This window comes from Pseudomonas sp. NPDC089996, from assembly GCF_044748405.1.
Taxonomy (GTDB): Bacteria; Pseudomonadota; Gammaproteobacteria; order Pseudomonadales; family Pseudomonadaceae; genus Aquipseudomonas.
The window spans coordinates 210,262-230,138 of sequence record NZ_JBIVGA010000003.1; the positions used below are offsets into that span (position 1 = coordinate 210,262).

The 19,877-nt window shown below is 64.2% G+C and carries 15 protein-coding genes; 7 read left to right on the forward strand and 8 right to left on the reverse strand.

What is annotated here, in order from left to right; translation table 11 throughout:
- Nucleotides 1-134: 134 nt before the first annotated feature.
- Nucleotides 135-1,100 (reverse strand): type II secretion system minor pseudopilin GspK, encoded by a 966-nt coding sequence (gspK, locus tag ACIPW4_RS06500; protein WP_400655918.1) that lies wholly within the window; start codon nt 1,098-1,100, stop codon nt 135-137.
- Between the two features lie 144 nt (nt 1,101-1,244).
- On the opposite strand from gspK, the gene tatA reads away from it, so the two are divergent.
- Genes tatA through tatC form a run of 3 tightly spaced genes read left to right on the forward strand, consistent with a single transcriptional unit; the run spans nt 1,245 to nt 2,523 of the window.
- A complete protein-coding gene (tatA, locus tag ACIPW4_RS06505; protein WP_400655920.1) occupies nt 1,245-1,478 on the forward strand; it encodes a twin-arginine translocase TatA/TatE family subunit in 234 nt (77 codons plus the stop codon).
- Nucleotides 1,478-1,768, forward strand: a complete 291-nt coding sequence (gene tatB / locus ACIPW4_RS06510; RefSeq protein WP_400655922.1) for a Sec-independent protein translocase protein TatB — start codon at nt 1,478-1,480, stop codon at nt 1,766-1,768. Before tatA ends, tatB begins: the two co-directional genes overlap by 1 nt.
- Nucleotides 1,765-2,523 (forward strand): twin-arginine translocase subunit TatC, encoded by a 759-nt coding sequence (gene tatC, locus ACIPW4_RS06515; RefSeq protein WP_400655924.1) that lies wholly within the window; start codon nt 1,765-1,767, stop codon nt 2,521-2,523. The genes tatB and tatC overlap by 4 nt, the downstream gene beginning before the upstream one ends.
- A 42-nt stretch (nt 2,524-2,565) precedes the next feature.
- Here the strand turns inward: tatC and ACIPW4_RS06520 are convergent, their stop codons facing one another.
- Nucleotides 2,566-2,877, reverse strand: a complete 312-nt coding sequence (locus ACIPW4_RS06520; protein ID WP_400655927.1) for an NGG1p interacting factor NIF3 — start codon at nt 2,875-2,877, stop codon at nt 2,566-2,568.
- A gap of 3 nt (nt 2,878-2,880) precedes the next feature.
- Nucleotides 2,881-6,780, reverse strand: a complete 3,900-nt coding sequence (gene purL / locus ACIPW4_RS06525) for a phosphoribosylformylglycinamidine synthase (RefSeq protein WP_400655929.1) — start codon at nt 6,778-6,780, stop codon at nt 2,881-2,883.
- Between the two features lie 220 nt (nt 6,781-7,000).
- Here purL and mltF point away from each other — a divergent pair, with 220 nt between their 5' ends.
- Entirely contained in the window at nt 7,001-8,458 is a 1,458-nt protein-coding gene (gene mltF, locus ACIPW4_RS06530) for a membrane-bound lytic murein transglycosylase MltF (RefSeq protein ID WP_400655931.1), read from the forward strand.
- 99 nt (nt 8,459-8,557) lie between these two features.
- On the opposite strand, the gene tadA is transcribed toward mltF, so the two are convergent.
- The gene (gene tadA / locus ACIPW4_RS06535) at nt 8,558-9,037 is read right to left on the reverse strand and encodes a tRNA adenosine(34) deaminase TadA (RefSeq protein ID WP_400655933.1); all 480 of its coding nucleotides are present in this window, start codon (nt 9,035-9,037) and stop codon (nt 8,558-8,560) included.
- A complete protein-coding gene (locus tag ACIPW4_RS06540) occupies nt 9,037-10,419 on the reverse strand; it encodes a multicopper oxidase family protein (RefSeq protein ID WP_400655935.1) in 1,383 nt (460 codons plus the stop codon). The genes tadA and ACIPW4_RS06540 overlap by 1 nt, the downstream gene beginning before the upstream one ends.
- Before the next feature lie 216 nt (nt 10,420-10,635).
- Here ACIPW4_RS06540 and ACIPW4_RS06545 point away from each other — a divergent pair, with 216 nt between their 5' ends.
- Nucleotides 10,636-13,566 (forward strand): membrane-targeted effector domain-containing toxin, encoded by a 2,931-nt coding sequence (locus ACIPW4_RS06545; RefSeq protein WP_400655937.1) that lies wholly within the window; start codon nt 10,636-10,638, stop codon nt 13,564-13,566.
- Nucleotides 13,567-13,664: 98 nt separating this feature from the next.
- On the opposite strand, the gene guaA is transcribed toward ACIPW4_RS06545, so the two are convergent.
- From guaA to ACIPW4_RS06560, 3 genes are all read right to left on the reverse strand, one after another.
- Nucleotides 13,665-15,242, reverse strand: a complete 1,578-nt coding sequence (guaA, locus tag ACIPW4_RS06550; RefSeq protein ID WP_400655939.1) for a glutamine-hydrolyzing GMP synthase — start codon at nt 15,240-15,242, stop codon at nt 13,665-13,667.
- 78 nt (nt 15,243-15,320) lie between these two features.
- Nucleotides 15,321-16,790 (reverse strand): IMP dehydrogenase, encoded by a 1,470-nt coding sequence (gene guaB / locus ACIPW4_RS06555; protein ID WP_016713074.1) that lies wholly within the window; start codon nt 16,788-16,790, stop codon nt 15,321-15,323.
- A gap of 86 nt (nt 16,791-16,876) precedes the next feature.
- A complete protein-coding gene (locus ACIPW4_RS06560; RefSeq protein WP_400655942.1) occupies nt 16,877-17,434 on the reverse strand; it encodes a sugar ABC transporter ATPase in 558 nt (185 codons plus the stop codon).
- Between the two features lie 187 nt (nt 17,435-17,621).
- Here ACIPW4_RS06560 and xseA point away from each other — a divergent pair, with 187 nt between their 5' ends.
- Together xseA and ACIPW4_RS06570 are read left to right on the forward strand one after the other, a co-directional pair.
- Nucleotides 17,622-19,001, forward strand: a complete 1,380-nt coding sequence (xseA, locus tag ACIPW4_RS06565; protein WP_400656443.1) for an exodeoxyribonuclease VII large subunit — start codon at nt 17,622-17,624, stop codon at nt 18,999-19,001.
- A 3-nt stretch (nt 19,002-19,004) separates the two neighbouring features.
- Nucleotides 19,005-19,832 carry a peptidoglycan DD-metalloendopeptidase family protein gene (locus tag ACIPW4_RS06570; protein ID WP_400655943.1) on the forward strand — a complete coding sequence of 276 codons (828 nt, stop codon included), beginning with the start codon at nt 19,005-19,007 and terminating at the stop codon, nt 19,830-19,832.
- Nucleotides 19,833-19,877: the final 45 nt, after the last annotated feature.

Below are 19,877 nucleotides of genomic sequence, written 5' to 3' on the forward strand. Positions count from 1 at the left end.
GGCCGCTTTGCGGCCCTTTCGCGACACAAGGCCGCTCCCACAGGTACAGCGCCTGATTCGAATGTGGCGCTGTACCTGTGGGAGCGGCCTTGTGTCGCGAAAGGGTTGCGAAGCAGCCCCAGCAATCTCCAGCCTTACCAGACCATCGGCTCCCGGCTGCGAACCCTGACCTGCTGTGCCGGCACCCGCGCATGCCACTGCACCACACCTAACGCCTCCACCTGAAACTCACTTCGCATCACCCTGCCCTGCTCCTCGAACGACAGCTGCAACAGGTAATGCCCACTGTTGAGCAACAACCCCTCGCTCAACCGCTCGAACGTCTCATCATCCACCGCCCCCAGGGCCTGGCGTAACGCCGAGGCATCCTCATAGCCCGATGCCGGCCGGCCACTGATGATTCGGCTTAGCAACGAACGCGGATAACGCCCCTCATACAACGCATCCAGCAACGGCAGGTGCTCCAGCCCCAGGGCATTGGCATTCAGGCGCCAGCCAGTGGTCTGCGGCAAGGCACACAGCATCGGGTAGCGGCGCTGGCGTGTGGCGTCCGGGTCGAGCAGCAGGTTCAGCTCACTGGTATCGAGCATCGGCTGGTTGGCTGCCAGACGCGGAGGCTGCTGGCGCAGGTACTGGGCGCTTTCGGCGCCTTGCAGGCGGGCATCGCTGTCACTGTCGAGCCAATCGGCCAAGGCATCGACCAGACGTTCGGCGGCCATGTCATCCCCCAGCAAGCGCATCAACTGGTGCTCTGCACGCTCGCCATCGGCCCCCAGCAGCGCATTCACGTTGAAGCAGGTGTGCAGGTCTTGCACCCGCAACTGCGCCTGCCCGGCACCGAAGTCGTATTTCAATGGTTGCCCGCGCAAGGCTTGCCAGAACAGCGGGCTAAGCCGCCAGGCCGGGTCACGCAGGGCCTGTTCGGCATAGGCCAGGCCGGCTTGTTCCATCGCCCGCACCTGCACCCGCTGGCGCAACAGCTGCACATCATTCACCTGACGACGGCCATCCTCCACCAGCCAGGTCATGCCTGCGGCGAGCATGGCCAGCACCACCATCACCATCAGCAATGCCGCACCCTGCTGCCGCTTGCCAGCCATCACGCACCCTTTTCAATCGATGAAAGGCGCCAGTCAACACCGGGGTTGTTGCAAGCAGATTGCAATGGCCTTGCATTCATGTGGACGTCATCTGCAAGAGGCAGGATTGGCCTTCGTTTTCATGGCCTTACAGGAGTGGTCGAAATGGGTGGCATCGGAATCTGGCAACTGGTGATCGTATTGCTGATCGTGTTTCTGCTGTTTGGCACCAAGCGCCTCAAGGGCCTGGGCAGCGATGTCGGCGAGGCGATCCAGGGCTTTCGCAAATCCATGGGCGGCGACAACGACGTCAACGCCCCAGGCGCCACGCAAGTACAACAACAGCCACCGGTAACCGCGCAGGCCGCACAGCAGCCGCAAACGGATCGCCAAGCCTGATGTTCGAGGTCGGCTTCAGCGAACTGTTGCTGGTCGGCATCGTCGCGCTGCTGGTACTTGGCCCGGAACGCCTGCCAGTGGCGGCGCGCACCCTGGGCCGAGGCCTGGGGCAGGCACGCCGGGCAATGAACGGGCTACGTGCACAGATGGAACGCGAGATCGATATGCCCAACCTGGACAGCGCACCGTTGCAGCGTCTGGAGCAGGAAATCCGCCAGGGCATCAGCCTCAAGGCGCAGCCGGCGAATGACAGCGTGCCCGTCAGCGTGACGCGGGAGAGCAGCCCATGAGCATTGCCGACCCGACGGCACGCCTGCCATTGACCGAGCACTTGCGCGACCTGCGCAAGCGCCTGGTGCGCTGCCTGTTGCTGCTGACACTGGTATTCGCCGGGCTGTTCCCCTTCGCCCAACCGCTCTACACCCTGGTCTCGGAACCCTTGCGCCGCTTCCTGCCAGAAGGCGCCAGCATGATCGCCACCAGCGTCACCTCGCCGTTCCTGACGCCATTCAAGCTGACGGCGATGTGCGCGCTGTTCGTGGCCATGCCGCTGTTGCTGCACCAGGCCTGGGGTTTTCTCGCCCCCGGGCTGTACCGCCGCGAGCGGCGCATCGCCCTGCCATTGCTGGTGTCGAGCATCGTGCTGTTCTATGCCGGCATGGCGTTCGCGTTCTACCTGGTGTTCCCGACGATGTTCGGCTTCTTTGCCAGCGTGACGCCGGACGGCGTGGCGATGATGACCGACATCAGCCAGTACCTGGACTTCATCATGGCGTTGTTCCTGGCGTTCGGCCTGGCCTTCGAGATCCCGGTGGCAACCTTCATCGTGGTCTGGGTGGGGCTGGCCGATGTGGCCACGTTGCGGCGCAGCAGGCCCTACGTGATCGTCGGGTGCTTTGTGGTGGGGATGATTCTGACGCCGCCGGATGTGTTTTCGCAGACGATGCTGGCGGTGCCGATGTGGGTGCTGTTCGAGGTGGGGTTGCTGGCGTGTGCCTGGCTGCATCGACCTGAGCAGGCCAAGGAAATTGTGACTGGGTCTTAGGGCCTCTTCGCGGGCTTGTCCCGCGAATGGCCGTGACGCGGTCTAGAACTCGGCGAGTCGCCAGACCTCATAGGCTGGCGTCTCGTACGGATGGCTCTGCTTGAGTGCAGCGACGACCTGAACGATCAGGTCGTCGGCCACCACAAGCTCCACCTTCCACTCCTCGACCACTTCGACCTTGCCAGTCTGCCCGAGAAACGGCTGGCTGCCGTCCAGCGGGCGAAACTGGCCCTGGCCCATTGTCTGCCAGGCGCAGTGGTCGTAGCCGCCGATACGCCCGCCACCGGCGGCGAACACGGCGGCCTTGACCACTTCGGCATGGCTGGCCGGAACGAAGAAGGCGAGCTTGTACACGCCTTAGTTCACCCAAACGCGCGCATTGCGGAACATACGCATCAGCGCGGCGTCTTCCTGCCACTCATCCGGGCGCCACGAGTTCTGCACAGCGCGGAACATACGCTCCGGGTGCGGCATCATGATGGTCACGCGGCCGTCGCGGCTGGTCAGGCCGGTGATGCCACGTGGCGAGCCGTTCGGGTTGGCCGGGTAGGCTTCGGTGACCTTGCCGTGGTTGTCGACGTAGCGCAGCGCCACGCAACCGGACAGGTCGGCGGCCAGCAGTGCCTCTTCGCTGGCGAACTCGGCATGCCCCTCGCCGTGGGCGATGGCGATCGGCATGCGCGAACCGGCCATGCCCTGCAGGAAGATCGAGTTGGACTTCTGCACCTCGACCATGGCCACGCGCGCCTCGAACTGCTCCGAGCGGTTGCGCACGAAGTGCGGCCAGTACTCGGTTCCCGGGATCAGCTCGTGCAGGTTGGACATCATCTGGCAACCGTTGCACACGCCCAGGGCGAAGCTGTCGGTACGCTCGAAGAACGCCTGGAAGGCATCGCGGGCGCGGCTGTTGAACAGCGCCGACTTGGCCCAGCCTTCACCGGCGCCGAGCACGTCACCGTAAGAGAAACCACCGCAGGCGACCAGGCCCTTGAAGGCTTCGAAGTCGACGCGGCCAGCGAGGATGTCGCTCATGTGCACGTCGATGGCGGCAAAGCCTGCGCGGTCGAAGGCGGCAGCCATCTCGACCTGGCCGTTGACGCCCTGCTCACGCAGGATCGCCACTTGCGGGCGCACGCCCTTCTTGATGTACGGCGCGGCGATGTCGTCGTTGACGTCGTAGCCCAACTTGACCGACAGGCCCGGGTTGTCTTCCTCGAGCAGCAGGTCGAATTCCTGGTCGGCGCAGTCGGCGTTGTCGCGCAGGCGCTGGATCTGGTAACTGGTTTCGGCCCACTGGCGCTGCAGCATGCGACGTTCGTCGTCAAACAGCACTTCGCCGTTGAGGCTGATGGAGACTTCACCGTTGTTGATCGGCTTGCCGATTACCGCGACGCACTCTTCACCCAGGCCGGCAGCACTGAACTGTGCCAGCACGTCAGGGGTGGCGTCCTGACGTACCTGGATAACAGCGCCCAGCTCTTCGTTGAAGAGGATGGCTGCCACGTCGGCCTTGCTGTCGGTCAGCGGGTCGAGTTGCAGGTCGAGGCCGCAGTGGCCGGCGAAGGCCATTTCCAGCACGGTGGTCAGCAGGCCGCCGTCGGAGCGGTCGTGGTAGGCCAGCAGGTGGCCGTCGGCGTTCAGGCCCTGGATCACGGCGAAGAATGCCTTGAGGTCCTCGGCGTCGTCGACGTCCGGTGCCTGGGCTGCGATCTTGCCGTAGGTCTGGGCCAGGATCGAGGCGCCCATGCGGTTCTTGCCGCGGCCCAGGTCGATCAGGATCAGGTCGGTCTCGCCCTTGTCCATACGCAGCTGCGGGGTCAGGGTGCTGCGGATGTCGGTGACCGGGGCAAAGCCGGTGATGATCAGCGACATCGGCGAGGTGACGCTCTTCTCGACGCCCTCTTCGCTCCACTTGGTCTTCATCGACATCGAGTCTTTGCCGACCGGAATGGTGATACCCAGCTCAGGGCACAGCTCCATGCCCACGGCCTTGACGGTGTCGTACAGGCGCGCATCTTCGCCCGGGTGACCGGCGGCGGACATCCAGTTGGCCGACAGTTTGATGTCAGACAGTTTTTCGATGCGCGAGGCGGCCAGGTTGGTGATGGTCTCGCCGATCGCCATGCGCCCGGAAGCCGGGGCATCCAGCAGCGCCAGCGGGGTGCGCTCGCCCATGGCCATGGCTTCGCCGGTGTAGACGTCGAAGCTGGTGGCGGTGACGGCGCAGTCGGCCACCGGGACCTGCCACGGGCCGACCATCTGGTCGCGGGCAACCAGGCCGGTGATGGTGCGGTCGCCGATGGTGATCAGGAAGCTCTTGCTGGCAACGGCAGGGTGGCTGAGCACGCGCTGGACGGCGCTGTCCAGGTCCAGCTGGCTCGGGTCGAAATCATCGCCCAGCTCGGCTTCGCGGGTGACCGAACGGTGCATGCGCGGCGGCTTGCCCAGCAGCACGTCGAGCGGCATGTCCACCGGCGTGTTGCCGAAGTGGCTGTCGCTGACCGTCAGGTGCGGCTCTTCGGTCGCCTCGCCCACCACGGCAAACGGGCAACGCTCGCGCTCGCAGATGGCCTGGAAGCGCTCGAAGTCGACGGCGCTGACGGCCAGCACGTAACGCTCTTGCGATTCGTTGCTCCAGATTTCGTGCGGGGCCATGCCCGGCTCGTCGTTGGGCACGTTGCGCAGTTCGAAGCGGCCGCCACGGCCACCGTCGTTGACCAGCTCCGGGAAGGCGTTGGAGATACCACCGGCGCCGACGTCGTGGATGAAGGCGATCGGGTTCTTGTCACCCAGCTGCCAGCAGCGGTCGATGACCTCCTGGCAACGGCGCTCCATTTCCGGGTTTTCGCGCTGCACCGAGGCGAAGTCCAGGTCCGCCGAGCTGGCACCGGTGGCTACCGACGAAGCGGCGCCGCCGCCCAGGCCGATGAGCATGGCCGGGCCACCGAGCACGATCAGCTTGGCGCCGACGGTGATCTCGCCCTTCTGCACGTGGTCTTCACGGATGTTGCCCATACCGCCGGCGAGCATGATCGGCTTGTGATAGCCGCGCACTTCTTCACCGTGCGGGGTGTCGATGGCCTGCTCGAAGGTACGGAAATAGCCGGTCAGGGCCGGGCGACCGAATTCGTTGTTGAACGCGGCGCCGCCCAGCGGGCCTTCGATCATGATGTCGAGGGCGTCGACGATGCGCTCTGGCTTGCCGTAGGCCTGCTCCCATGGCTGTTCAAAGCCCGGGATGCGCAGGTTGGACACGGTGAAGCCGGTCAGGCCGGCTTTTGGCTTGGCGCCACGGCCGGTCGCGCCTTCGTCGCGGATTTCGCCACCGGAGCCGGTAGAGGCACCGGAGAACGGCGCGATAGCGGTCGGGTGGTTGTGCGTCTCGACCTTCATCAGGATGTGCACCGGCTCCTGCACCGCGCCGTACTGGCGGGTTTCAGGGTTCGGGAAGAAGCGGCCGGCGACGCTGCCGACGATCACCGAGGCGTTGTCCTTGTAAGCCGACAGCACGCCTTCGTTGTGCATCTGGTAGGTGTTCTTGATCATGCCGAACAGGCTCTTTTCCTGAGCCTGGCCGTCGATGTCCCAACTGGCGTTGAAGATCTTGTGGCGGCAGTGCTCGGAGTTGGCCTGAGCGAACATCATCAGTTCGATGTCGTTCGGGTTGCGCGCAAGGTTCTGGAAGGCGTCGACCAGATAGTCGATCTCGTCTTCTGCCAGGGCCAGGCCCAGGTCGATGTTGGCCTGGGCCAGGGCATCACGGCCACCGGCCAGGATGTCGACCGAGGTCATCGGCTTGGGCTGGGCGTGGCTGAACAGGTCAGCGGCCTGCTCCAGCTTGGCCAGCACACGCTGGGTCATGCGGTCGTGCAGTTCGGCGGCGATCAGCTCGGCATCGGCGTCGCTCAGGTTGCCGGCGACGTAGTAGGCGATGCCGCGCTCCAGGCGCTGGATCGACTGCAGGCCGCAGTTGTGGGCGATGTCGCTGGCCTTGCTGGCCCATGGCGAAATGGTGCCCAGGCGCGGCACGACCAGGAACAGGCGGCCGGTCGGCTCCTGCACCGGCACGCTCGGGCCGTATTTGAGCAGACGGCCCAGCACCTGCTGCTGGTCGGCGGTCAGCTCGCCGTCAACATCGGCGAAGTGGGCAAATTCGGCATACAAACCAGTAACAGCGGGGACTTTCTGGCTCAGTTGCTCGAGTAATTTACCGTGGCGAAAGGCAGAAAGGGCAGGAGCGCCGCGCAGGATCAACATCGTCGGGACAGCCTCAGGAAGGGGTGTGCTTAGAGGCCGTGCATTCTAGCCTAATTCAACGGCTTTCGGCACCCGCTCTAAGGCATGGCTGCCGGGCGGCGGAACCGGACTTTGGGGTCAAAAAAAAGCAGCTTGAAGCTTGCAGCACAGAAACTGCTACCAGACAAGCTAACCGTTGTCGAGATATGGCTCTGCCGGTCCTTTGCGTATACTGCAACCTATGTTCGCCCACACTGCTTTGCGCCAGCGTTGCGCCAGATGGCTAATCGCAACCGGACTCTTTCTGCTGCTCGGTGCCTGCGTTGAAAAACCCAGCACCCTAGAGCGCGTGAAGGAGGACGGCGTGCTGCGCGTCATCACCCGCAACAGCCCGGCCACCTACTTCCAGGATCGCAACGGCGAAACCGGTTTCGAATACGAGCTGGTTCAGCATTTCGCCGAAGACCTCGGCGTGAAGCTGCAGATCGAGACCGCCGACAACCTCGACGATCTCTACGGCGCTCTCGGCAAGCCCTCCGGCCCGGTACTGGCGGCCGCCGGGCTGGTCAGCACCGAGCGGCGCACGGCCCAGGTAAAGTACTCGCATCCTTACCTGGAAGTGACCCCACAGGTCATCTACCGCAACGGCCGCCCACGCCCCACCGATGCCAAGGGCCTGGTCGGCAAGAAGATCATGGTGCTCAAGGGCAGCAGCCATGCCGACCAGCTGGCCGAGCTGAAAAAACAGTACCCGGGCCTGGAATACGAAGAATCCGATGCGGTCGAAGTGGTCGACCTGCTGCGCATGGTCGACGAAGGGCAGATCGACCTGACCCTGGTCGACTCCAATGAACTGGCGATGAACCAGGTCTACTTCCCCAAGGTGCGGGTCGCCTTCGACCTGGGCGACACCCGCGACCAGCGCTGGGCGGTGGCAGCCGGCGACGACAACAGCCTGCTCAACGAGATCAACGAATATCTCGACAAGGCTCAGAAGAACGGCACCCTGCAGCGCCTCAAGGATCGTTACTACGGCCATGTCGACGTACTCGGCTACGTCGGCGCCTACACCTTCGCCCAGCACCTGCAACAACGCCTGCCCAAGTACGAAAAGCACTTCAAGAGCTACGCCAAGGTGGAAAAGGTCGACTGGCGCCTGCTGGCGGCGATCGGCTACCAGGAATCGATGTGGCAGCCGGAAGTCACCTCCAAGACCGGCGTGCGCGGTCTGATGATGCTGACCCAGCGCACCGCCCAGGCCATGGGCGTATCCAACCGCCTGGACCCGAGGCAGAGCATCCAGGGCGGTGCCAAGTACTTCATGAAGATCAAGGAAGAACTGGATGACAGCATCCAGGAACCGGACCGCACCTGGTTCGCGCTGGCCGCCTACAACGTCGGCAGCGGCCACCTGGAAGACGCCCGCACCCTGGCCAAGCGCGAAAAGCTCAACCCGAACAAGTGGCTGGACGTGAAGAAGATGCTGCCGCGGCTGGCCCAGAAGCAGTGGTACCGGCAGACCAAGTACGGCTATGCCCGCGGTGGTGAACCGGTGCATTTCGTGGCCAACATCCGCCGATACTACGACATACTCACCTGGGTGACCCAGCCTCAGCTCGAAGGCCAGGTGGCCGAAGGCAACCTGCATGTGCCTGGGGTGAACAAGGACAAGCCGGCGGATCAGTCGCCGCCGATGTAGGCCTGCTCTGGCGTCTTCGCGGGCACGCCCGCTCCCACAGGGCCCTGCATACACCGACCAATGTGGGAGCGGGCGTGCCCGCGAAGAGGCCGGTACAGGCTAAGCCTTGGCCCGACGGGCCTTGAAGAAGTCGCTCAGGATCTGCCCGCACTCCTCCGCCAGCACCCCGCCCTCCACCATCACCCGATGGTTGAGAAAGCCCTGCCCGAAGAACTGCCCCTGGCTCTGCACGATGCCCGCCTTGGGCTCCAGTGCGCCATACACCACCCGCATCACCCGCGAATGCACGATCAGCCCTGCACACATGCTGCACGGTTCCAGGGTCACGTACAGCGTGCTGCCCGGCAGGCGGTAGTTGCTGGCGGCCTTGGCTGCCGCGCGAATAGCCACCATCTCGGCGTGGGCGCTCGGGTCACTGTCGACGATAGGCCGGTTGAAGCCCTGGCCGATCACCTGGCCATGCTGCACCAGCACCGCGCCCACCGGCACCTCGCCCATGGACGCGCCCTCGGCGGCCAGGGCCAGCGCCAGGCGCATGAATTCCTGGTCGCGGCTGCGGTCGATGATCTGCGGTCGCATCAGACCACCGCGATCGCGGCCATCAGGCCGGTTTCCATATGGTCGATGACGTGGCAGTGGAACATCCAGGTGCCCGGGTTATCGGCCACTAGCGCTACCTGGGCGCGCTCGTTCTTGCCCAGCAGGTAGGTGTCGGTGAACCACGGCTCCTTGATGTCGTGGCGGTTGGAAGCGATCACCTTGAAGCTCATGCCGTGCAGGTGGATCGGGTGCTGGTACTGAGTCATGTTCTTCAGCTCGAAGATGTAGCTCTTGCCCTTCTGCAGCGTGGCGATCGGCCGGTCGGCGCAGGTCTTGTCGTTGATGTCCCAGGCCTGGCCGTTGATCTGCCACATGCTCGACGGCTTGTCCGGGTCGGGGGTGACAGAGACGCTCGCCGCCCATTCGAAATTGAAGTTGAGCTTCTCGGCGTTCTCCAGGTCCGGCTCGGCGACCGGGTTGGGCGGCAGGGCCTTGGGCCACTCGCCCGGCGCCTCGTTGCTGGCCACCGAGCGCAGGGTGCCCAGGCGTACGAAACCGTCGCGCAGGGAAATTTCCTCCCCGGCCTCAGGTATGCGGATAGCCAGGCAGATGCGCATCCCTGGGCCGAGCCAGTAGTCGTCCTCCAGAGGGCGCGGGGTCACCGGGTTACCATCGAGGGCATAGATCATCGCCTCGCAGTTGCCTTTGAGGTTGATACGGTAAGTCCAGGTGTTGTCCAGGTTCAGCAGGCGCACGCGCACCACCTGCCCCGCTGGAAGCTCGGTGACCGAGTCGGCCTGGCCATTGATGGTGATCAACCGGCCGGCAGTTCCATTGCGCGCAGCCTCGCGGGGGATACTGAAGGGCAGCCAGGCGCCCTGCTCGTCCACGTGCCAGTTTTTCAGGCTCAGGGTCCGCTCATGCATGAAGCCGGTAGGCTCGCGCTCCTCGACGATCAGCGGGCCGACCAGGCCGCGACCAAGCTCTTCGGAGCTGCTGACATGAGGGTGGTACCAATAGCTGCCGGCATCCGGCACGCGGAACTTGTAATCGAAGTACTCGCCCGGCTTGACCGGCAACTGCGAAACGTAGGGCACGCCGTCCATTTCCAGTGGCAGGCGAATACCATGCCAGTGGATGGTGGTTTCCACCGGCAGGTGGTTGATGAAACGCACCCGCAGCCAGGTACCCTGGCGCACCCGCAACTCGGTACCTGGCGCCGAAGGGCCAAAGGCCCAGGCCTCGGTCTTGAAGCCTGGCACCAGTTCGACGTCCAGGGGCGCGGCAATCAGCTCGTAGTCATGCCCGGCGTTGTCGTCCTCGACCTTGCCCAGCCAGTATCGAGCCGCGCCACCGGCGCCCAGGCCAACCACAACCAGGCCGGTAAGGCCCTTGAGCATTTGTCGACGGGTGAAGGACATCGGTGCGGGTACCTCGTGTTCTGCGCAATCAAGCTGCCAGCATGGCTGGCGGTGAAGGGCGAATACGATACACCTGCAAATGGGAAATATTAAGTGAAGTGTTGTCACGGCAGGTCAGCAAGCGGCCCGAACCTGGGCCGCCGCTTGACTTATGTACAGCAACGCCTTGCCTGCCTACGTCCAGACTGCGCCCCCTCAATTTCGGCGAGCCTGCTCATGAGCCAACCCACCCAGCAACATCCGTTGAAACAGCAACTCGAAGCAATGGCTGCCCAGCTGGTCAGCGCATGCCCGGACATGCGCCAGATGGCACGCGATGTCGCCCAGGCGCTCCTGGCCAAACATGGTCAGGCCGCCCGTGACCCCGATCAGGTCTACCTGAACCGCTTCGACGCCGCGCAAAGCAGCCCGCGCACGTTCAGTGGCTGGGAACACCACAGCGCACCCGTGCAGTCCTTCACCCTGCCGCAGCTGGTGATGCACCGCTTCGACGTTCATGATCAGGACAACGCCGACTTGCTCAGCTACCAGACCGGTTTTTACACCGACGGCAGCGACAAGACCCTGTTCGATGAACACAATGAACTCCCGATTGCGCCCAGGGATGTCCTCGAGGACTTCTGGGCAATCGACTTCAGCAGCCAGTTCAACCAACGCCTGACGCGCTTCTGGAGCACCCACGCCGACGATTTTCGCACGTTGACCAAGGTCAACTTTCTAAGCAAGGTTGTCGAGTTCTGCGCCAACCCGGGTAATCCGCGCGACGCCAGGCGGGTCAGCCAGGTGGCACGAGCGCTGCTTGGCACGACAAGCTGGCCACCCACCCTCGACCAGCTTCGCCAACAGGTAGTGCCCGGGCCTGGCTATCGGTTATGCACTTTCGACATTGGCGGGTATGTCGCCAGCGATATCCTGCGCATCGAGCTGGAGGACGGGGGCCAGTTCCTTTACATCCCTGGCGAAGACGAGCCGCTGCACGTGTTCGCCAACCACAAGGCGCTGTACTGGTGGGTACTGAACAATACCAACGAAACCGACAACCGCGCCCGTTTCATGGGCCACTTCCGGCTCGAGAGCCATGCAGAGCGCACCAGCAGCGTTGGCTTGAACCACATGCTGGACCTGTTGTTCTACAAGTGGGGATCCGACGGCCATTCCGGGCTCAACATGCTCGATACGACACTGCGCATCGACCCGTTCACCCATTTGCGCAAAAGCACCCGCCAGCGCATGGTGACCGATGCACAATTTGCCCTGCGCTCGAACAGTGACTTGCGCAAACAACTGTGGATCGGCTACCTGCGTGCCTTCGGGCAGATCGCCGGCGCCATGGCCGCCGTAGACTGGCCGATAGCACTGGCAGCCGTTGGAGCGGGGCTCGCGGACACCGGCTTGAACATTGACCAGGCCATCAATGGCCATACCACTGCCGAGCGCCAGACGGGCGTGACGGGAGCGATAGTGGCCGCGATCAATACAGTGTTCAATGCCGCCGCGCTGTGGGCGGCGCCATTCGGCGAGGTTGAGCCTGCGCAGGCCGTCGGGCCCACTGAACCGGTGGCGATCGAGCAGCCGGTGATCGCCGAAGATGACACGCTTGCAACACCAGCCGAAATCTCAAACTGGGTCCCTCGAGCGCTGGCGCCCGTAGAAGATGCACAATTGCTTGCCCCCTTCGAAACCAATCTGCTGCTTCAGGGCAGCCCTGGCAACGGTGCACTCGACAGCATCTTCATCCAGAGCGGCAAGTTCTATGCCGTGGTCAACGCCATGCCGTATCAGGTGCGCTGGGTCGCGGAAATGCACACCTGGGTGGTAGTCGACCCCGCCAACCCCTACTCCTTCTATCGCAACGTCCCCATCCGCTTGCTGGCAGGCGAGTGGCATATTCTCGAACGCCCAGGTCTGCGCGGCGGCAGGCTGCCCCGCAGGCTGCTTTGCCTGTGGGGCTGGCGGGCACCACCGCCGGCACTCGAAGGCTTGCCAGGTACGGGATTCGAAATACCCGAGGCTTCACGCGGCCCCTTGAAAAGCGCCGCGCTCAGCGGGAACAATCGAGCACTCACCGGTGAGTACGGCAACCTCAACCCAGAACGCGAGCAGCATTTCCAGATATTCAGAAACCAGCGCAACAGGCTGTCGAGCGCTGCCAGCGAATTCCTGGCTACCCACGTGCCGCCCCCGCGCCCGCAGGTGCCGGAACTTGCCCGCCAGGCCAGTCCCAAGCAGATCATTCGTGCCGTGTATGAACGCAGCCGCGGCCTGGTCATCGGTGAAGCCCATGGACACCTGGGCAGCAAGCGTTTTCTCATCGACAACATGCCGCAATTGAAAAACGCACAGGTCAAGGTGCTGTACATGGAGCACCTCATGACCGACTTCCAGCAGGCCGACCTGGACGCGTTCAATAGCACCGGGGAAATGCCGGCCGAACTGCGTACCTACGTGGAGCGGCAGGACATCGGTCATTTCACCGACCGCGCTGGCCGCTACACCTACCTCAAGGTGTTGAAGGCTGCACGCAAGGAGGGGATCCGCATACAGGCCCTCGACTGCATGGCCAGTTACCTGCAGGCCTGGGAAGACCTGCCACCGGCGCAGGCCAGGCAGCAGATGATGAATTATTACGCGCACCTGGTCATCGATGCCGACCAGGCCAGCCGGGGCGCATGCAACTGGGTGGCATTGGTTGGCAACACCCACTCGAACACGTTCGAAGGCGTGCCGGGCATCAGCGAACTTCAGGGGGCCATCGGCCTACGGGTCGAAGACATACACCTTGGTAGCGTCGGCAGTGTGGGCCTCGATCCCGGGATCGCGGTTCTGGAAAATGGCCCGGCCATCCGCCGTGTGCGCGGCGACCTGCGCTTGCAGGTGGCAATCGCCAGCAACGAGGAACGCGTGCCCGATCTTGAGCAGCGCCTGCGCAACGCCGGCGACTTCACGTTCCGGCTCCAGGCTGACAAGGTGAACCTGGTACACCGCAGCCATGACTCAACGCTCATTTACACCCTGGTGCAAGAGCACGGGCGTTACCTGCAGATCGACCGGCCCACTTGGCCCTGGATCAGCGGCCGACACATGGCTAACCTGGCTGCCATACGCAGCACGCTGGAGCGCTGGGGCTTTCGCTACCGCCCCGACTGAGCCGCAGGACAGCGGGTGGCGCATACAGCAAAGCCCGCTAAAAAGCGGGCTTTGCTGTATATCAGGCTACTGGATGCCGGTCGAGGCGAGAAGGGAGATCATTCCCACTCGATGGTCGCCGGCGGCTTGCTCGATACGTCGTAGGTAACGCGGGAGATACCGTCGATTTCGTTGATGATACGGCCGCTGACAGTTTCCAGCAGCTCGTACGGCAGGTGTGCCCAACGCGCGGTCATGAAGTCCACGGTCTCGACGGCACGCAGCGCGACGACCCAGGCGTAACGACGGCCGTCGCCGACGACGCCGACCGACTTGACCGGCTGGAACACCACGAACGCCTGGCTGGTCTTGTGGTACCAGTCAGCCTTGCGCAGCTCTTCGATGAAGATGTGGTCGGCGCGACGCAGGATGTCGGCGTATTCCTTCTTCACTTCACCGAGGATACGCACGCCAAGGCCCGGGCCCGGGAATGGGTGGCGGTAGACCATATCGTACGGCAGGCCCAGCTCGAGGCCGATCTTGCGCACTTCGTCCTTGAACAGTTCACGCAGCGGCTCGACCAGCTTGAGGTTCATCTCCTCCGGCAGGCCACCGACGTTATGGTGCGACTTGATCACATGGGCCTTGCCGCTCTTGGCGCCAGCCGACTCGATCACGTCCGGGTAGATGGTGCCCTGGGCGAGGAACTGGATGTTGTCCAGCTTGCTGGCTTCGGCATCGAACACGTCGATGAAGGTGCGGCCGATGATCTTGCGCTTCTTCTCAGGGTCCGCTTCGCCTTCCAGGTTGTCGAGGAACTGCTTTTCAGCGTCGGCGCGGATGACCTTGACGCCCATGTTCTCCTTGAACATGGCCATCACCTGGTCGCCCTCGTGCAGACGCAGCAGGCCGTTGTCGACGAAAACGCAGGTCAGCTGGTCGCCGATGGCGCGGTGCAGCAGGGCGGCAACCACGGAGCTGTCGACACCGCCGGAGAGGCCCAGCAGGACGTTGGCCGAACCGACTTGCTCACGCACCTGGGCGATGGCGTCTTCGACGATGTTGGACGGGGTCCACAGGGCTTCACACCCGCAAATGTCCTGGACGAAGCGGGACAGGATGCGACCGCCCTGCTTGGTGTGGGTCACTTCCGGGTGGAACTGCACGCCGTAGTAGCCGCGCGCATCGTCGAACATGCCGGCGATCGGGCAGCTCGGGGTGCTGGCCAGCACGTTGAAGTTGCCTGGCATCTGGGTGACCTTGTCGCCGTGGCTCATCCACACGTCCAGGCCCAGCACGCCGTCATCGTCGACGTGGTCTTCGATGCCGTCGAGCAGGCGGCTCTTGCCGACCACGTCGACGCGGGCATAACCGAACTCACGCAGGTCGGAACCTTCGACCTTGCCGCCCAATTGCTCGGACATGGTCTGCATGCCGTAGCAGATGCCCAGCAACGGCACGTTCAGGTCGAACACGGCCTGTGGGGCACGTGGGCTGTTGGCTTCGTGGACCGACTCGGGGCCGCCGGCGAGGATGATACCGCGCGGGTTGAATTCGCGGATCGCTTCGTCGTCCATGTCGAACGGGTGCAGCTCGCAGTACACACCGATTTCGCGCACGCGGCGGGCGATCAGCTGGGTGTACTGGGAACCGAAATCGAGGATCAGGATACGGTGAGCGTGAATGTCGAGGGCCATGACTCAATCTCGTCAGTGGAAATCGGAAACGACGCGGGGCTGTCGTGACAGCCCCGCTTGCTAATGTTGCTGGAAGCCTCAGCCTACGCGGTAGTTAGGGGCTTCTTTGGTGATCTGCACGTCATGCACGTGGGACTCGGCCATGCCGGCACCGGTGATACGCACGAATTCCGGCTTGGTACGCATCTCTTCGATGGTCGCGCTGCCGGTGTAGCCCATGGACGAACGCAGGCCGCCCATCAGCTGGTGGATGATCGCGGCCAGGGCGCCCTTGTAAGGCACGCGGCCTTCGATGCCTTCCGGGACCAGCTTCTCGGCGCCGGCCGAGGAGTCCTGGAAGTAACGGTCAGACGAGCCTTGCGCCTGTGCCATGGCACCCAGCGAGCCCATGCCGCGGTAGGCCTTGTAGGAACGGCCCTGGAACAGCTCGACTTCACCTGGCGCTTCTTCGGTACCGGCGAACATCGAACCCATCATCACGCAGGAAGCACCGGCAACGATGGCCTTGGACAGGTCACCGGAGAAGCGGATGCCGCCGTCGGCGATCAGTGGCACGCCAGTGCCTTCCAGTGCTGCGGCGACGTTGGCGATGGCGCTGATCTGCGGCACGCCGACACCGGCAACGATACGGGTGGTGCAGATCGAGCCCGGGCCGATGCCAACCTTCACGGCATCGGCGCCGGCTTCGGCCAGGGCCTTGGCCGCAGCGCCGGTGGCAATGTTGCCGCCGATCACCTGCACTTGCGGGTAGGTTTCCTTGACCCAGCGAACGCGGTCGATAACGCCTTTGGAGTGACCGTGAGCGGTGTCGACAACCACGACGTCAACGCCGGCGGCCACCAGGGCGGCAACGCGCTCGCCGGTGTCCTTGCCGGTGCCGACCGCAGCGCCGACGCGCAGGCGGCCCTGGTCGTCCTTGCTGGCCAGCGGGTAGGCCTTGGCCTTTTCGATGTCCTTGACGGTCATCATGCCCTTGAGGTTGAACTTGTCGTCGACGATCAGGACTTTTTCCAGGCGGTGCTTGTGCAGCAGTTCGCGGACTTCGTTTTTGTCGGCGCCTTCGCGGACAGTGACCAGACGCTCTTTGGGCGTCATCACGTCGCGGACCTTGGCGTCCAGACGGGTTTCGAAGCGCACGTCACGGGAGGTGACGATGCCGACCAGGTCGCCGTTGGCCAGCACCGGAACGCCGGAGATGTTGTTCAGGCGGGTCAGGTCGAACAGGTCGCGCACGGTGGCGTCGGCGTCGATGGTGATCGGGTCCTTGACCACGCCAGCCTCGAACTTCTTGACCTTGCGCACTTCGCCGGCCTGCTGTTCGATGGTCATGTTCTTGTGGATGATGCCGATGCCGCCTTCCTGGGCCATGGCGATGGCCAGACGCGCTTCGGTCACGGTATCCATGGCAGCGGAAACCAGCGGAATGTTCAGCTCGATGCCACGAGTCAAACGGGTCTTGAGACTGACTTCATTGGGCAGTACCTCGGAGTAGCCAGGTACAAGGAGGATATCGTCGAAGGTCAGGGCTTCTTGGCTGATACGCAGCATCGCGGGGGCTCCCGGGCGGGAAAAATGGAAGCGCGCCATTATACTCATCCACGGCGCGCCGCTCAATGCAAAATAAGGGCCTTCGGTCAGCCTTGTGGCAGTTTTACCTGCACTACTGCCACTGGCTGGTCGAGCCAGTCGGCAAAGCTGTCGAGAAAGGCCTGGGTGAACCCGGCCTCGCCCCAGTTGTTGAAGATGAACCCGAGGTTGGAAAAGGCACATGGCTGCAGGTAAATGAAGCCATTGATGTCGTCTTCATGGCCGCACAGCGGGCAGGTGAAGTTGTCGCTCACCCCCGGCATCCACTCTTCCAGGCTCTCGAACAGCGGCTCGCCGACCTCGCGCCGGCATTCCGGGCAGCCGGCTTCTTCAAGGAAGCCCTCGGTGGGCGAGTAGATGCAACGCTTGAGCATCACCTCCAGGCCATTGACCGGCTCGCCGAACGGCAGCTTTTCCGGATGCAGGGCGACCTTGCGCGCGCCCGCCGCCAAGGCATGACCCATGCGGTTGCCGGTGCGCCCGCATGTGGTCAGTTGCTCCTCGACGATCTTCTCGCGCACCAGCCAGCGCAGGATGGCGCGGGCACGGGCTTCGTGCACTTCGACGGTGGACAGCTTGGGTACGATGATGCTCTGGGTGTTCATGAACGAAACGGGCCTGCGGGGGGCGGTAGTTCGGCAATTCTACAGCGCAGGCGCGCCAGGTGCATGTCTTGGGTTTTGTGACGCCTGTGAGATCGAGCGCCGCGCGGGCGGCGCTCGATCTCGACACCGCTATAAATCTCCCGACATGCACTTGGCGCCCCCTACCTCGCCCCTTATCATGCCCATCATGATCAAAGACCCCTTCGAACGACTCGGCCTGGACCGCGAGGTCCTCACCGTCAGCCAACTCAACGGCCGCGCCCGCGTGCTGCTGGAAGACGTGTTCCGTAGCGTCTGGGTGGAAGGCGAGATATCCAACCTCGCCCGCCCGGCCTCCGGCCACATGTACTTCACCCTCAAGGACAGCGGCGCCCAGGTGCGCTGCGCACTGTTCCGGCAGAACGCCACCCGCGTGCGCCAGGCCCTGCGTGATGGCCTGGCGGTGCGCGTGCGCGGCAAGGTTTCGCTGTTCGAAGGGCGTGGCGACTATCAGCTGATCCTCGATTCGGTCGAGCCGGCCGGTGACGGCGCCCTGCGCCTGGCCTTCGAGGCACTGAAGGAAAAGCTCGGAGCCGAAGGACTGTTCAGCGCCGAGCGCAAGAAGCCGCTGCCGGCCCATCCGCGACGCATCGGCATCATCACCTCACCGACCGGCGCGGTGATTCGCGACATCATCAGCGTGTTCGGCCGCCGCGCGCCGCAGGTCGAGCTGAACCTGATCCCCACTGCCGTGCAGGGCCGCGAAGCGATCAACCAGATCGTCCGCGCCTTGCAGCAGGCAGACCGGCTGGGCTTCGACGCGTTGATCCTGGCCCGTGGTGGTGGCTCGCTGGAGGACCTCTGGTGCTTCAACGAAGAGGCCGTGGCGCGGGCCGTTGCCGCCTGTGTGACGCCAATCGTCAGTGCGGTGGGCCACGAGACTGATGTGTCGATCAGCGATTTCGTCGCCGACGTGCGCGCACCCACGCCGTCGGCGGCCGCCGAACTGCTGGCTCCCGACAACAGCGGCCTGCAGCAGCGCCTCGATGGCCTGCAGCGGCGCCTGCTGCTGCGCATGCAGAACCGCCTGACCCACGACCGCCTGCGCCTTGAGTCACTGACCCGGCGCCTGCGCCATCCCGGTGAACGGCTGCGCCAGCAGGCGCAGCGCCTGGACGACCTCGACATGCGCCTGCGTCGTGCGTTCACGCTCGACCTCAACCAGCGCCGCGAGCGCCTGGCACGCCTGGATACACGCCTGGCCGCGCAGCACCCGGGGCGCACCCTGAAACTGCTGGGCCAGCGCCTGGACAGCCTTGCCGAGCGGCTGCCACGGGCCATGCGCGAGGTGCTCAAGGACCGCCGCCAACGCTTCCAGTCGCAACTGCAGACGCTGCAGGTGGTCAGCCCGCTGGCGACCCTGGCGCGCGGCTACAGCATTCTCCTCGACGAGCACGGCCAGGCCATCCGCAGTGCCGAGCAGACCCGCAACGGCCAGCGACTGACCGCGCGCCTGAATGAAGGCGAACTGCAGGTACGCGTCGAAGATAACCACCTGACCCCGGTCACCCTCTCGCTTCTGGACTGACATATGCCCCGCCTGTTCGCCCCCCTGCTCGCCCTCTTCCTCATGCTGCCGGCCGCAGGCGCCCAGGCCAGCTACATCACCCGCAGCCTGAACAAGCCGGTGCCGGGTGGCGTGGCGGTCATCGACCTCGGCCCGGCTGCAACGGCGCCGAGCGCGCGGTTCGATGGCAAACCCGTGCTAGTGGTCAAGGAGCAGGACAACTGGCTGGCCATCGTGGGCATCCCCCTGACCCAGAAGCCTGGCACCGCCGTGCTGACCCAGGGCGGCCGTACCCTGCCCTTCAGCGTCGGGAGCAAGAAGTACCCCGAGCAGCGCATCACCTTGAAGAACACCCGTCAGGTCAACCCGAACCCGGATGATCTCAAGCGCATCGACCGCGAACTGGCCGAGCAGATCAAGGCGTACCGCAGCTTCAGCCCGGTGCTGCCGAGCAACCTGATCCTCGACAAACCCGTCAACGGGCCGCTGTCGAGCAAGTTCGGCGTGCGTCGCTTCTTCAATGGCGAAGAGCGCAACCCGCATGCCGGGCTGGACTTCGCCGTACCGGCCGGCACGCCGATCAAGACACCGGCCAACGGCAAGGTGATCCTGGTGGGCGATTACTTCTTCAACGGCCGCACGGTATTCGTCGACCATGGGCAGGGGTTCATCAGCATGTTCTGCCATATGTCGAAGGTCGATGTGAAGGTCGGCCAGCAGCTGCGTCGCGGTGATGTGGTCGGGCGCGTGGGCTCGACCGGGCGGGCGACCGGGCCGCACATGCACTGGAACGTCAGCCTGAACGATGCGCGGGTGGATCCGGCGATCTTCATTGGTGCGTTCCAACCTTGAGATAGGTGCCGCCTGCTTCGCGGGCATGCCCGCTCCCACAGGTAC

Coding starts and splice junctions, on each gene's coding strand:
- ACIPW4_RS06540 (WP_400655935.1), bottom strand. CDS start 10,419: ATGTCCTTCACCCGTCGACAAATGCTCAAGGGCCTTACCGGCCTGGTT.
- purL (WP_400655929.1), bottom strand. CDS start 6,780: ATGTTGATCCTGCGCGGCGCTCCTGCCCTTTCTGCCTTTCGCCACGGT.
- ACIPW4_RS06570 (WP_400655943.1), top strand. CDS start 19,005: ATGCCCCGCCTGTTCGCCCCCCTGCTCGCCCTCTTCCTCATGCTGCCG.
- mltF (WP_400655931.1), top strand. CDS start 7,001: ATGTTCGCCCACACTGCTTTGCGCCAGCGTTGCGCCAGATGGCTAATC.
- guaA (WP_400655939.1), bottom strand. CDS start 15,242: ATGGCCCTCGACATTCACGCTCACCGTATCCTGATCCTCGATTTCGGT.
- tatB (WP_400655922.1), top strand. CDS start 1,478: ATGTTCGAGGTCGGCTTCAGCGAACTGTTGCTGGTCGGCATCGTCGCG.
- tadA (WP_400655933.1), bottom strand. CDS start 9,037: ATGCGACCGCAGATCATCGACCGCAGCCGCGACCAGGAATTCATGCGC.
- tatC (WP_400655924.1), top strand. CDS start 1,765: ATGAGCATTGCCGACCCGACGGCACGCCTGCCATTGACCGAGCACTTG.
- tatA (WP_400655920.1), top strand. CDS start 1,245: ATGGGTGGCATCGGAATCTGGCAACTGGTGATCGTATTGCTGATCGTG.
- guaB (WP_016713074.1), bottom strand. CDS start 16,790: ATGCTGCGTATCAGCCAAGAAGCCCTGACCTTCGACGATATCCTCCTT.
- ACIPW4_RS06545 (WP_400655937.1), top strand. CDS start 10,636: ATGAGCCAACCCACCCAGCAACATCCGTTGAAACAGCAACTCGAAGCA.
- gspK (WP_400655918.1), bottom strand. CDS start 1,100: ATGGCTGGCAAGCGGCAGCAGGGTGCGGCATTGCTGATGGTGATGGTG.
- ACIPW4_RS06560 (WP_400655942.1), bottom strand. CDS start 17,434: ATGAACACCCAGAGCATCATCGTACCCAAGCTGTCCACCGTCGAAGTG.
- xseA (WP_400656443.1), top strand. CDS start 17,622: ATGATCAAAGACCCCTTCGAACGACTCGGCCTGGACCGCGAGGTCCTC.